This window comes from Blautia massiliensis (ex Durand et al. 2017) (assembly GCF_001487165.1).
Classification (GTDB): domain Bacteria; phylum Bacillota; class Clostridia; order Lachnospirales; family Lachnospiraceae; genus Blautia_A; species Blautia_A fusiformis.
Genome location: NZ_LN913006.1, coordinates 1,319,581 through 1,333,146, shown reverse-complemented (window position 1 = coordinate 1,333,146; position 13,566 = coordinate 1,319,581). Strand labels below are relative to the sequence as shown.

Here is a 13,566-nt window from a genome sequence, read left to right as displayed (position 1 = left end):
CCCTGCCATTTTATGGCGGGGTGTTTTCTGTATCAGCGCGATACCCTGAAGTCGGAATTTATCTTTGCAGGTTATTGGAAAATAATGTTTATGTTTTTTTTAGACACAAACCAGAGATGCTATGTTATAATCACCTGGTGGAGGAAATTACTATGAAAATTCGTTGGAACCATCGTTATGTGCAGTTAGGTGTGACTGCATTTCTGGTTATTGCTGCCAGTATTTTATTTTATTACGGGATTTTCCATATGAAATCTCTGATCACCGGAATTAAAACATTTTTCGGTATTATGGCGCCGATCATTTACGGAGCTGCCATAGCATATCTGCTAACTCCCATTGTTAATTTTTTGGAGAGGAAGATCATTTTTCCGATTTTTGAAAAAAGGAATAAAGCACTTCAGAAAAAGGGGAGAAAAGTAGTACGCTGGATCTGTGTGATCCTTTCTGTATTTCTTATGTTTCTGGTCATTTATGCCCTTGTCATGATGATCCTTCCTCAATTGATTCGAAGCATCATGAATATTATTTACAGTTTTCCTCATTACGTAAGTGTAGTGGAAAACTGGTTAAACTCCGTCGTGGAAAAGGGATGGAAACTGAATCCGGATATGATCAGCCAGATCAATCAGTATTCCAGCAGATTACAGGAGTATCTGACAAATACGATCCTTCCCCAGATGCAGTTTATGATGAAAAATATATCCGCAAGCTTTCTGGATCTTCTTGTTTTTTTGAAGAATTTCCTTATTGGAGCGATCGTATCTCTTTATATACTGGCGGATAAAGAGGGATTTGTTGCCAAGGCAAAAATGGCTGTTTATGCAGTTCTTCCAACCAAATGGGCAACCTTTCTTGTTCATTCCATGCGTTTTACGCATAAAACCTTTGGTGGATTTATCAGCGGAAAGATCCTGGATTCCGCAATTATCGGTGTATTGTGTTATGTTGGAACATCGATCATCGGAACCCCATATGCGATTCTGGTCAGTGTGATCGTCGGTGTTACAAATGTTATTCCGTTTTTCGGGCCATATCTGGGAGCAGTTCCGTGTTTTCTTCTTATTTTGCTGGTAGATCCCATTCAGAGTTTGTATTTCCTGCTCTTTATTCTGATTCTTCAGCAGTTTGACGGAAATATCCTTGGACCAAAGATCCTGGGTGAGTCGACCGGACTGTCCAGCTTTATGGTTATTGTTGCAATCATGGTCGGTGGTGGTTTATTTGGAGTTCCGGGAATGATCGTTGGAGTTCCGGTATTTGCTGTGCTGAATGCTGCCGTATGGAAGCTGATCGGACGTAGTCTTGATGAAAAAGATATGTCTGCAGATGCTGAGTTTTATAGAGATATTGATTGTGTAGACCCCGTTTCCGGAAAGGTCCTGCCAATGCCGGTGAAAAAATCCGTATCAAAAGCACAGGAAGTTACAGTAAAAGCGGAAAAAAACAGAATCTGGTCCGGGGCTTGGGATGAAATTAAACGAATGTTTACATTTTTAGTTAAATTTATTCAGGCGAAATATATAGGCTTTCGATTGAAGCAGAAAAACAGACGGAGACGGAGGAAGAACAGGTTATGAAATTTGTAATTCAGCGTGTAAATCATGCAGAAGTCAAAGTAGACGGAGAAATTGTCGGAAAAATCGGAAAAGGGTTTCTTGTTCTGATCGGCGTTGGCCGTGAGGACACCAAAGAGGATGCAGACTGGTATCTGAAAAAACTTTTGGGACTTCGTATTTTTGAGGATGAAAATGGAAAGACCAATTTGTCTCTGGCAGATGTAAACGGGGAATTGCTTTTGGTTTCACAGTTTACCTTATATGCAAACTGCCGTAAGGGAAATCGTCCAAGCTTTATAGAAGCCGGTGCACCGGATGAAGCAAATAAATTATATGAATATATTATTTCGGAAGCCAGTAAACAGGTTCCGGTTGTGGAACACGGAATTTTTGGTGCAGATATGAAAGTATCTTTGGAAAATGACGGACCGTTTACCGTTATTTTTGATGAAAACCTCAGAGGGTAACGACAAATAATAATAAAAAGTGCTTCCATAAGGAGGCACTTTATTTACTTGAAAATTTATCAAAAACAGGCAATTTTGCAGGAAGTAGCTGTTTATACTACCTATCTATTTGAAAAACTCGGGTTTGTCGTATAGATATAGATGGGTATAAAACCACTTCTTTTAACAGGTGTTTCAGGTATTTCCTGCAAATTATGTAAAATTTATATATTAAGGAGTTTTTATGGATAACAAAATTACTTACCACGAACAAAATGACATTGACAATACTTTAAAACTCCGTGAGGTTTTAAAAACGCTTCCGCCATTTTGCAGGGATTATTTCCGGGCTATTGATGCAACGACTACAACCAAGACCAGAATTTCCTATGCATATGACATTCGTATATTTTTCCAGTTTTTACTGGAGCAAAATCCAATGTTCAAAGACAAAACCATGTCGGATTTCACAGTTGATGTTCTGGATCAGGTCAAGGCTGTTGATCTTGAGGAATATGAAGAATTTCTCAAAGTTTATAAATCCGCGGACTCTTCCAAAACGGAAACAAATGGTGAACGTGGCGTCAAACGTAAAATTTCTGCTTTAAGAAGTTTTTATGCTTACTATTATAAACATGAAATGATCACCACCAACCCGTCTGTTCTGATCGATGTGCCCAAGATCCATGATAAGAATATTATCCGTCTGGATACAGATGAGGTTGTCATGCTGCTGGATTATATTGAGCATTGCGGAGATACGCTGACCGGGCAGAAACGGATGTACCATGAAAAAACGAAGGACAGAGATCTTGCTATTGTTACTCTCCTTCTTGGTACCGGGATCCGAGTATCGGAATGTGTCGGACTGGATGTTGAGGATGTAGACTTCAAAAACAATGGAATCAAAGTTACCCGAAAAGGCGGAAATGAAATGGTTGTATACTTTGGTCCTGAAGTAGAAAAAGCGTTGAAGAAATATCTGGAAGTCAGGGAGAATATTACGCCTCTGGCAGGCCATGAGCACGCTCTCTTCTATTCTACCCAACGCCGCCGGATCGGTGTTCAGGCTATCGAGAATCTGGTTAAAAAATATGCCAGGGAGATCACAACTACAAAAAAGATCACCCCGCATAAGCTTCGCAGCACCTATGGTACTGCCCTGTACCAGGAAACCGGTGATATTTACCTTGTAGCGGATGTTTTGGGTCATAAGGATGTCAATACTACTAAGAAGCATTATGCGGCTCTGGATGATGCCAGACGGCGTCAGGCGGCCAAGGCGGTACGTCTTCGCGAGGACTGATGAATAATGGGACTGCGGAGCAACTGATTCGTTTGACATGCATTGCATATAAATATAGAGACAGTTAGTTCACATAATATAAATTATGTAAATCAACTGCCTCTATATATTTAATCAGATCAAGAAAATCTCAAATTCCCTGTAGGGTTCAAAAAACCTTAAGCAGTGATTATGGACATCTGTATTATATCCATGACCCAAAATCAAAATCCGTACTTAACTTATTTATCAAAATCTGTCTCAAATACACCCTCCGGAGTACGCATGGTAAGAACACCCAGATTAAATTCACTGTCCATAATTGTGATATGATATTCAAAGATCACATCATCATCAAATTTGGAAAGCAGCACATAGCTTCCATTCTCTTTCCCATCAATCTGATCGCAGATGTCGTCGTAAACTTCCTCTCCGGAAATCTTTCGCGGGTATCCGCTTGCCTTGATCTTCTCTTCGATCGCTTTATATAATTCTTCCATACCTTATCCATATCCTTTCTGAAATTAATTGGCTGATAAACCAGATATGTTTTTATCATACCAGATTTATCAGCAAAAATCAGCAAATATTTGGTTGTTTCTGATAAAGTTTCAGATAGGAGTACAGTTATATAATATAAAACTGTGTAGCCGAAGAATTTATTTTTTCTCGTAGAGGAATTCTTCCGGCAAAGTTACTTTGAAATCTTTTGCAAGGGCGTGGAAGTCATTCGGTGTGATGGTCTGCAGTTTTTGTGGAGCCATGGATAAGATCTTAACCAGGATCTCTGCAGATTTTTCAACGGTATGAAGAAGTCCGAAGGTCAGGTCAAAATCCTCGCCTGAGCAGAACATACCATGATGCGCCCAGATAACCACATCATATTTTTTCATCAGTTCAGCAGTTTTGACAGCGATATCTCTTCCGCCTGGAACCATCCATCCGATAACTCCCACACCATCCGGAAATACTACCGGACACTCTGTTGCAGATTCCCAGAGTTCACGGGTGAATACTTTGTCATCCAGAGGAAGAACAAAGGTAAGTGCAATGGTATTGGTGGTATGTGCATGATAAATAACACGATGTCTTCCGTTGGTAAGCTTTTTCTTTACTTCATGGTTCATAAGATGTGTCGGGAGCTCGCTGGTCGGTCTTCCTCCCTCTACAAGACCCCAGCGGATACGGTAATTGGTTCCTGTCTCGTCAAGCTCAATGATCGCAAGACATACTTCCGGGTCAACGATGATATTACGGAAGTATTTTCCACTTCCTGTTACCAGGAAAAACTCTCCTGCCAGTCCCGGAACCTCAACACCGATAGGGGTCCATTCTCCAGGTGCGTTCAGTCGTGGACGGATCATCTCTACTTCTTCTGCTTTCAGACGATAGCTTAAGTTTCCACCGTTTCTCTCGTGCCATCCCTGCTGATATCCATCGTCTGCCATTTTGATAAAACCCTGTACGAATTTAGATTCAAGAATTTTCATAATATATTCCCTCCGTGTTTAAATGTGGTTTGTTGTTGTGCTTACGATTGCTTTAATATGCTTTCTTGTTGTTTGTGACTTCATTATATGCCCGATTGTGTGGATTTGTAAAGGGCTTTTTTGAAAAAATATAAATAAATCCACATATAAAATACGAAAAATCTTGTAAACATTCAATAAACCACATGAAAATAAACACAAAACAACAAAAAACACAATTGGTCAATAGTAATGACATGTACATTGAATGTGGTTTGTTGTTGATTTGTGATGTGGGATTTATAGTATGGTAGATAAACTTGGAACGCCGAAGAATTGTAAGAAAAGAAAAAACAGGAACATTTCCGTATTCTGTACCTTTGATACTCACCCGAAAATATTCCTGCTGGTTTAAAGAAGATTTTTATTTAATTTTTGCTGAAGCATACTGAGATAAGAAGTCTGTACAGTGTCCGACATGTGATATCCCAATATGGCAAGCAGATCTTCCATTTTGGATAAAATTTCTTTCCGCTCACTTTCCTGCTCTGCGATCACCTCAAGCTCCAGAAAGTCTCCAAGCCCCTCTACCTGATCCAGACAGGCGGTAAATCTGCCACATTTCATATACTTTCGCATTTTCATGACCGACGCTACCGGAGAAAAATCCAGATGGATGAGAATATTTTTAAGCACTTCTGCATCGGATACTTCTGTTTCCAGTTCCATTCGGGACATGGAGATTTTATCCAGTTTGGGCCCCTTAAAATTAATCTGAGTCTTAGAAATACCGGATCTGCAGTCTGTGCTTGTTCGGATACGCAGTGCTTCATCACGTTTTTTTACATCATGATAGACACTGTTAAAATAGGTATCTTCTTCCTGGATCTGTGCTGTCTCCTGAAATCCCTGCTCTGTCAGAAATTTCAGGGTTTCCTTAAGATTCTTTAATGGAAGCTTGATCTCAATTTCAAACTGGGCCATGTGATTACTTTAGAATTTCTGCTTTTTTGTTCAGAAGTGCTTCGCAGGCTGCACATGCTGGGCAGTCACAGTATTTTGCACCGGAAGCTTTGATCTCCTCAGCATGAGCCAGGATCTTTTTTGCGTCATCTGCGCCAAATACCTGTGCGCCCATGTCAGAACCTGCAAAAGAGATCAGTCCGTCGATGGGCATGATATCTGCTTCCAGTTCTTTTACGTAAGCAGTTGCCGCATCTGCTTCTTTCTCAGTTCCTGCCGCATCCAGATAATTCTGTGCCGCTTCTTTTACTTCTTTGCATGCAGATGGTGCCTGAAGAAGATCCTGTGTTAATTCTTTAATTGTTTTTGCCATGATAATTTCTCCCTTCTGATCATAGCACTCCCAGAAATTACTGCATCAAGTTCAGCTGTGCAGAACATGAATGGTTGGAAGTGCTATAATAACAGATAAAATCTGCCTGTTATGTATTGATAACAATATCATACCACAACCCTGGATTATTTGCAGAAAATATTGAGACGTTTTTTATAAAGGCATGCAGGAACATCCGATTCCCAGTCCGTCCGGGCCAATATGGCAGGAAAGTCCAAGGGAAAGATCATCACACATCACATCCATTCCCGGAAAGCTTTCCCGGATCTGTGAGATCCAGTCTGCGGTAATTTCCGCAGTGCTGCTGGAGGCAGCCATAAGATATACTTTTCCGGCATCATATTCTTTTTTGAAAGTTGTTTCCAATTCTCTGTGCATAGCATCGATCATGGCTTTTCTTGATTTTTTCATGCCTCTGCATTTCTGAAAAACATCCAATTTACCGGTTCCAAATTTCATAACCGGTTTGATATTGAGAAGATTTGCGGCCAGTGCTGTAGTGGTATTGATACGGCCTCCCTTTTTCAGATATTCCAGTGTGCTTAATCCGACATAGATCACGGTTTTTTCACGGGAAGCTTCCAGAATATCCTTGATCTGCGGTGCTGTATATCCATCTTCCACCAGGTCTATCGCATCCAGAATGGAACGGTGAAGGGGGGTGGAAACACGCCCGTTATCTACCACAAATACTTTGTTTTCGTATTTGGGTTCCTGAGACAAGGCGGCAGCAGTCATGCAGGAACCGCTTAAACTACTGCTCAACGGAATGTAGAGGATCTGATCATAAGATAAAAGCATTTCGTCCCACATTTCCATAACTTCCTGTGGGGAAGGCTGTGAAGTTGAAACATCTGCTCCTTCACGCAGCTTCTCATAAAATCCTGTTCTGGAAAAATCCAGGTCTTCATGAAACAGTTCTCCATTCAGATAAAAAGGCATGGGAAGGACATGAATATCCAGTTCCTCTGCTTCTTGTTTTAAAATGCCACTGTGGCTGTCAGCCATGATTCCAATTTTTTTCATTTTCCATTTATCTCCTGCGTAATTTATGAATGTGTTTCGCAACGCGGTTCTTTTTTATAAAGAGCTACACTTTCCCGGAAACGTTTTTTGTTCAGCTCCCGCATCTGGGAAACCTCGTTTTTCTTTACGAAACCATGACTTTCCATAAAGGTTCTTTGATCCAGCTGGTCCATATATATGGAATAATCCGTATCCTTCTCTGTTGAAATCTGTTTGAGAAGCCCGGTACCGATTCCGTTTCTGCGGTAATCTTTGCTTACATAAAGAAAGAGAATATTTCCGGGAGTCGGTTTCTCCGGGGAAACAGTCAATTGTTTTTTCATATCCTGAAGTTTGTTAAAATGCTCCAGATTCTTCCGGCCTTCCTTAGTAAACTTCAGGCGCAGGAAATGATAGCCTTTTTTCAAACGGAAAACCGGGGCAAAATGGCCATGAGATTCTTTACCGGTAATGAGCACCCCAACTACCTGATCACGGTAGGTTGCCACGGTAACGCTATCTCTGTATATCATATAGGTGTAAAAGAAAAGTCTGGTCAGACGTTTTTCGGTATGTGTTTCCTCAAACTCCCAGCGGTCTTTATAATTTCTTCGGATAAATTCCCGGATTATTGAAAAATCTTCCTTTTCTGCTTTCCGGTAGGCAGGTGCTTTTTTTAATAACATAGTCCATATCTCCTGTATTTTTTCATAAATAACTATCCTATACTTTAAAAGATGATCTGCAACTTAACATCAACTGTTTCTCAACAATTGTTGAAGTTTATGAAAAAGTCTATATAAATAAAAAACAACGGAAGAACCTTATGAAAAATAAGGTGTCCGCTGTTTTTTGGTTTTATGGATATGTGTAAAATATTTGTTTTACAGTATAACAGTAAAACGACAGCCGCTTCCGGGAATATTTTCCACGGAAACGGTTCCCTTACACAGGTTCAGGATCTGTTTTACAAGGGCAAGTCCAAGACCGTTTCCCTCCTGTTTATGGGAACTGTCGCCCTGGTAAAATTTGTCAAAGATATGTTTCATGGAGTATTCACTGATTTGGGGACCTTCGTTTTCTATAGAAAAACGGATCTTTTCTCCTTCCGGCATCATCCGGATATAGATCGTACCACCACAGGGACTGAATTTGATAGCATTGGAAAGCAGATTGTCCCATACATGACAGATGAGATTTTCGTTTCCAAGATACTCCACATCCATCATGTCCACATCAAATTCAATTTCTTTTTCTGACCATTTCGGTTCCATCATAACAATGGATTGTCGGATCTGCTCATCCAGACGGTACCAGTTCTGACGGGTCTGGATCGACTGGTGTTCGATCTTGGACAGCAACAGGATATTTCCTGCCAGGTGGGAAAGCCTTCTGGTGTTAAAAAGGATTTTGCTGATGTACTGCTCCTGCTCTTCTGATATAGGCATGTCATCATCCTGCAGCAGAGTTGCATAACCCTCAATAGCACTGATGGGAGTTTTGAATTCGTGGGAAACATTGGAAACAAAGTCTGTCTGCAGAATCTCCGTTGCTTCCAGTTCCTGGACCATCAGGTTGAAATTAGAATAAATATCCCGGATTTCCTTCATTTGCTTTTCCGTTTCCAGTCGGACGGAAAAATCGCCTTCAGCAACCTGTTGCATGGCTTTTTTCAGCTTTAGTACAGGACCGAAATACCGGATACTGAGAAAGTTGTTAAGGACACCCCCTGCGGTCACGCTGGCCAGGATGATCCATACGATGTTCGGAACAGCTGAAATATGCAGTACATCCATAACAAGCCAGGATATCAGAGATACACAGACAAGCTCCAACATGATCATAAAGATAAAACGTAAACGAATGCTTAAATTTATGAAGAGTTTCTTTTTCATGCCTTTACCACCTTATATCCAACTCCACGGATCGTCACGATCTTAAAATCCGGATTATCGCGAAAGCGTTCCCGAAGCCTTCCAATGTGGACATCTACTGTGTGGGCATCGCTTGCGGAATCATATCCCCAGATATCATCCATAAGCTGTTGCCGGGTAAAGATTTTTCCCGGAAAAGAAACCATCTTATATAAGAGCATGAATTCTTTCTGAGGAAGTACCATACTTTCCGAGGAGGTGGAGACCGTCAGGGAATCGCACTCCAAAATGGTATCTCCGATTCGCTGTTTCCGCTCATTGATCATCTGTGCTCTGCGGAGAAGTGCACCTACCCGCAAAACCAGTTCATTGATATTGACCGGTTTCACCATATAATCATCGGTACCGGACAGAAATCCCATACGCATATCATCAAAAGCATCTTTGGCAGTGACCATAAGTACAGGAATGGAATCTCCGGCATCTCTGAGTGAGCGGACCAGTTCATAGCCATCCATGTTGGGCATCATTATGTCCGAAATGATCAGATCGTAATAATCTTTTTCCAGGGCATCCAGCGCTTCCTGCCCGTCAGAGACCCCTTTTACTGTATAACCGTTTTTTAAGAGGACATGCCGGAAAAGCTGGCGGAGTTCCAGGTCATCTTCCGCAATGAGAATTTTAAACATTTTTACATCCCTATTCCTTGATCTTTTCAATGTCCATGTTTTCAGGCAGGATACAGCTTAAAACAATGGATATGATAAATACAACAGCAACTACATTTTGCGCAAAAACGGACTGTATGATTGACGGGAAAATATCCCAGATCCCGCTCTCACTTGCTGTGATGAATCCGATTCCGACAGCAAGAGAAAGAGATAGGCGGCAGCAGTCCGATGTGAAACAAACTACTATTATAAGAAAAATTACGGAATAATCATAACATAGATTCGTTGTGGAAACCAGACGGATTTTGATGAATAAATGTAATAATAGGTGAATTAGGTCATATTATGAATATTTATACACGAAAAAAAGAAATACCCTCTTGCATTTTCGAAACTTTTACTGTAGAATTATTAACCAGGTAAACACAAATGTATGCCATACCCGAACACTGATTACAAAGATGTAACCAATCTTAACTGTATCAGTGTTTTTTAATATACAATGGGGAAACGAGGAAAAAATTATGGAAAAAAAGCATGAAATGATGAGTCTGGAGGACTCCGAACAGCTGAAAGGCAGAATGAAATTCTTTGAAAAGGAACTGGTAGAGAATCATCACATCGATCCCAACCTTTATGTGGAATACGATGTAAAAAGAGGACTTCGTGATTCCGCAGGTAAAGGTGTTCTCACAGGTCTTACTGAAATTTCCGATGTTACCGGCTATAAGCTGGTCAATGGCAGACGTATTCCTGCAGACGGTGCATTGTATTACCGGGGAATCGATGTGCAGGATATCGTAAACGGACTGAAGGACAGACGTTTTGGTTTTGAGGAGACGATCTATCTTCTGATTTTCGGTAAGCTTCCCAGCAAGGAAGAGCTTTCCAGATTTCTTGAGCTTCTTTCTGACATGGAGGATCTGGGAGGACGTTTTGTTCGTGACGTTGTCATGAAGGGAACCAATGCCAATATTATGAATGCTATGGAGCGCTGTGTACTTGCTCTCTATACATATGATGATAACCCGGAAGATATTTCTGTGGAGAATGTACTCCGCCAGTCTCTGGAACTGATCGCTAAGCTTCCTGAAATCGCGGTTTACTCTTATCACGCATACCGTCATTTCCGTAAAGACGAGACACTTTTTATCCGCAATCCGCAGAAGGGGCTTTCACTTGCCGAGAATATCCTTCTGATGCTTCGTCCGGACGGCAATTATACAGAGCTTGAGGCCAAGGTCCTTGATATCGCACTTGTACTTCATGCAGAGCACGGCGGTGGTAATAACTCTACTTTTACCACACATGTAGTAACATCTTCCGGAACAGACAGCTACTCTTCTACCTCTGCATCCATCGGTTCACTGAAGGGACCGCGTCATGGTGGCGCCAACCTGAAGGTCCAGAACATGTTTACAGATCTGAAGGCCAATGTAAAGGACTGGGAAAGTGATGAGGAGATCATAGCATATCTGCAGAAAATACTGAATAAAGAAGCATTTGATCATGCAGGTCTGATCTATGGTATGGGACATGCAGTTTATACACTCTCCGATCCGCGAGAAGTGATCCTGAAACGTTTCGCACAGGCTCTTGCAGAGGAAAAAGGAATGATGGATGAATTTAAGCTCTATGATAAGGTTGAGGGTATTGCCGGAAAACTGGTCATGGAACACAGAAAGCTGTTCAAAAATGTTTGCGCAAATGTTGACTTCTACAGTGGCTTCGTTTACTCAATGCTTGGTATTCCGGAAGAACTTTTTACTCCGATCTTTGCCATCGCACGTATGCCTGGCTGGAGTGCACATCGTCTGGAAGAGCTGATCAGTGCCAATAAGATCATCCGTCCTGCTTATAAGTATGTGGGGCATCATGCAGATTTTGTACCTTTTGATGAGAGATAATAAACAGAATGATAAAAGCAGTGGGGATTTCTGATCTATTTAAGTTGGAAATCTCTGCTGTTTTTTTGTTCTCCTAAATTACAGAAAAACAGGATCATAACTATACATAATATATATTATGTAAAATAAATATCTGTTTTCACAAAAAAACAAGGCTCACCGCATAAGATATGATCGGATTGCCTTGTTTTTTGTGGAATCTTACTTTATTATTCTTTTCCTATCGGAAGCTCTTCAGCCAGTTTACAAGAGAATCATGCCAGATGTTGTCGTATACGGTCTTTTTCATCTGGTCGTCTACAGGGCCGTTTCCTGCCATTTTTGCAAGGATAGCAGCCTGAAGTTCGCCTACTGTCATTTCTTCTGGTGTTTTGTGCGGATTTGGCGCAGTGACCGTTTCCGTTTCCTGTGGATTGGAGGATTCTGCTTCAGGAGTTGACGGAACATCCGCTGCGTTTGCTGTATTGTCAGAAGCTTTATCTGTATTTTCAGCGTTTGAAGCTTCTTTTTCCGGGGCAGCTTCTGTTACAGTGTTGTTTTCAGCCGCCTGCTCCTCTTCTGCCTCAGATGCAGCGTTTTCGTTCTCTTTTGCTGCGGCAGTTTCCGGAACATTAGTCTGAACCGGCTTATATTCCGGCATATCTCCTGCAGGGAGCCAGATTTCACCGCTGTTTGCTGCAACACGGACACGGATCCGTCCGCCCTGTGCGGAAACCTTCTGACCTGTGAGGGCACCTACGTATTCCGGAGCACTTCCTGTTGGAAGGTTCATCTCTGAATCACTGTCATCATTATTCACAGTAACGATCACTCGTATGCCTTCCAGATCTCTTGCAAAGGCAAACTGACGGTTTGTAAGAGCCAGTTCTGCGTAGGAACCGTAGCTTAATGCAGGAGTTCCCTGGCGGACCTTTCCGAGGGCTGCGATCAGTGCAGTACATGGGTTCTTTGTTGCAGCATCCGCATAATCGTTAAGATCAAGTGCCGGACGTAAGCTGGCATCGGAAAATTTTTCTTTTTTTCCGTCAATACCAAATTCTGAGCCGTAATAAATGCTTGGAACGCCAGGTAAAGTATAAAGAAGTACATGTACAGGAGCAAAATGTGCTTTGTTCTGCAATTTGGTATGAATTCGCTCTACGTCATGGTTGTCCACGAAATTGTAGAGGTCCAGATCTCCCATATTCTGAAGATATTTTACTGTATGAGCAATTTCAAAATAGTTGTGGTCATTATGTCCGCTGTAAAGTGCCTTGTGAAGGGCATAGTTAGTTACACTGTGAAGAGTCTGTCCGTTTACCCAGCGGCTGTAATCTCCGTGAATGACCTCTCCCATAAGCCAGAAGTCTTTCTTAACCTCATCTGCGGTATGACGTAGAATACGCATGAAATCAAAATCCAGAACATCAGCGGCATCCAGGCGGATTCCATCAATATCAAATTCGGAAACCCAGAAATGGATCACATCACAGATATAGTTCTGTACTTCCGGATTGCGTTGATTCAGCTTTACAAGAAGATTGTATCCACCCCAGTTTTCATAGGAAAAACCGTCATTATATTCGGTATTTCCGCCGAAATTTACATTACAGTACCAGTTAACGTAAGGGGAATGCTCACGGTTTTTTTGGATATCCTTAAAAGCGAAGAAATCACGGCCTGTATGGTTGAATACACCATCAAAGATCACGCGGATGCCTTTTTCATGGCAGGCTTTTACAAAATTGGTGAGATCTTTATTGGTTCCAAGACGGGAATCCAGTTTTTTGTAATCGGTTGTCTCATAGCCATGTCCGACACTTTCAAAAAGCGGCCCTATATATAAGGCAGTACATCCGATCTCTTTGATGTGGTCGATCCACGGCAGCAGTGTGTTCAGTCGATGTACAGGAGTTCCGTAATCATTTTCTTTTGGAGCGCCTGTAAGTCCAAGTGGATAAATATGGTAGAAGATTGCTTCGTTGTACCAGCTCATAATATTACACCTCTGTTC

At 41.5% G+C, this 13,566-nt stretch carries 13 protein-coding genes and 1 pseudogene; 4 read left to right on the top strand and 10 right to left on the bottom strand.

Going from position 1 to position 13,566, the window contains the following annotated elements; translation table 11 throughout:
* Nucleotides 1-152 precede the first annotated feature (152 nt).
* The 3 genes from BN3261_RS07120 (at nucleotide 153) to BN3261_RS07110 (ending at nucleotide 3,311) form a co-directional block, all read left to right on the top strand.
* The gene (locus tag BN3261_RS07120; protein ID WP_059085864.1) at nucleotides 153-1,580 is read left to right on the top strand and encodes an AI-2E family transporter; all 1,428 of its coding nucleotides are present in this window, start codon (nucleotides 153-155) and stop codon (nucleotides 1,578-1,580) included.
* Nucleotides 1,577-2,026 (top strand): D-aminoacyl-tRNA deacylase, encoded by a 450-nt coding sequence (gene dtd, locus BN3261_RS07115; protein WP_015525153.1) that lies wholly within the window; start codon nucleotides 1,577-1,579, stop codon nucleotides 2,024-2,026. The genes BN3261_RS07120 and dtd overlap by 4 nt, the downstream gene beginning before the upstream one ends.
* Before the next feature lie 223 nt (nucleotides 2,027-2,249).
* Nucleotides 2,250-3,311, top strand: a complete 1,062-nt coding sequence (locus BN3261_RS07110; protein ID WP_059085863.1) for a tyrosine-type recombinase/integrase — start codon at nucleotides 2,250-2,252, stop codon at nucleotides 3,309-3,311.
* Nucleotides 3,312-3,532: 221 nt separating this feature from the next.
* Here BN3261_RS07110 and BN3261_RS07105 read toward each other — a convergent pair whose 3' ends face one another.
* The 9 genes and pseudogenes from BN3261_RS07105 to BN3261_RS18255 form a co-directional block, all read right to left on the bottom strand.
* Nucleotides 3,533-3,790 (bottom strand): hypothetical protein, encoded by a 258-nt coding sequence (locus tag BN3261_RS07105; protein ID WP_059085862.1) that lies wholly within the window; start codon nucleotides 3,788-3,790, stop codon nucleotides 3,533-3,535.
* A 159-nt stretch (nucleotides 3,791-3,949) separates the two neighbouring features.
* On the bottom strand, nucleotides 3,950-4,780 hold the full coding sequence (gene rhaD, locus BN3261_RS07100) for a rhamnulose-1-phosphate aldolase (protein WP_059085861.1): 831 nt from the start codon (nucleotides 4,778-4,780) through the stop codon (nucleotides 3,950-3,952).
* A gap of 390 nt (nucleotides 4,781-5,170) precedes the next feature.
* Nucleotides 5,171-5,743, bottom strand: coding sequence for a class IV adenylate cyclase (cyaB, locus tag BN3261_RS07095; RefSeq protein WP_059085860.1), 573 nt, complete (start codon nucleotides 5,741-5,743; stop codon nucleotides 5,171-5,173).
* 4 nt (nucleotides 5,744-5,747) lie between these two features.
* Nucleotides 5,748-6,095: a hypothetical protein gene (locus BN3261_RS07090; protein ID WP_015525145.1), complete on the bottom strand. Its 348-nt coding sequence runs from the start codon at nucleotides 6,093-6,095 to the stop codon at nucleotides 5,748-5,750.
* 174 nt (nucleotides 6,096-6,269) lie between these two features.
* Entirely contained in the window at nucleotides 6,270-7,142 is an 873-nt protein-coding gene (locus BN3261_RS07085; RefSeq protein WP_059085859.1) for a DegV family protein, read from the bottom strand.
* A 23-nt stretch (nucleotides 7,143-7,165) separates the two neighbouring features.
* Complete coding sequence (locus BN3261_RS07080; protein ID WP_059085858.1) at nucleotides 7,166-7,807, bottom strand: GNAT family N-acetyltransferase; 642 nt, start codon at nucleotides 7,805-7,807, stop codon at nucleotides 7,166-7,168.
* A gap of 198 nt (nucleotides 7,808-8,005) precedes the next feature.
* Entirely contained in the window at nucleotides 8,006-9,016 is a 1,011-nt protein-coding gene (locus BN3261_RS07075) for a HAMP domain-containing sensor histidine kinase (protein WP_059085857.1), read from the bottom strand.
* Nucleotides 9,013-9,684, bottom strand: a complete 672-nt coding sequence (locus BN3261_RS07070; protein WP_059085856.1) for a response regulator transcription factor — start codon at nucleotides 9,682-9,684, stop codon at nucleotides 9,013-9,015. The genes BN3261_RS07075 and BN3261_RS07070 overlap by 4 nt, the downstream gene beginning before the upstream one ends.
* A gap of 10 nt (nucleotides 9,685-9,694) precedes the next feature.
* Nucleotides 9,695-9,880 (bottom strand): annotated as a pseudogene (locus BN3261_RS18255) (purine permease); the annotation flags it as partial.
* Between the two features lie 310 nt (nucleotides 9,881-10,190).
* Here BN3261_RS18255 and BN3261_RS07060 point away from each other — a divergent pair.
* The gene (locus BN3261_RS07060) at nucleotides 10,191-11,573 is read left to right on the top strand and encodes a citrate/2-methylcitrate synthase (protein WP_235812356.1); all 1,383 of its coding nucleotides are present in this window, start codon (nucleotides 10,191-10,193) and stop codon (nucleotides 11,571-11,573) included.
* Between the two features lie 220 nt (nucleotides 11,574-11,793).
* Here BN3261_RS07060 and BN3261_RS07055 read toward each other — a convergent pair whose 3' ends face one another.
* A complete protein-coding gene (locus BN3261_RS07055) occupies nucleotides 11,794-13,548 on the bottom strand; it encodes an alpha-amylase family glycosyl hydrolase (protein WP_059085854.1) in 1,755 nt (584 codons plus the stop codon).
* Nucleotides 13,549-13,566: the final 18 nt, after the last annotated feature.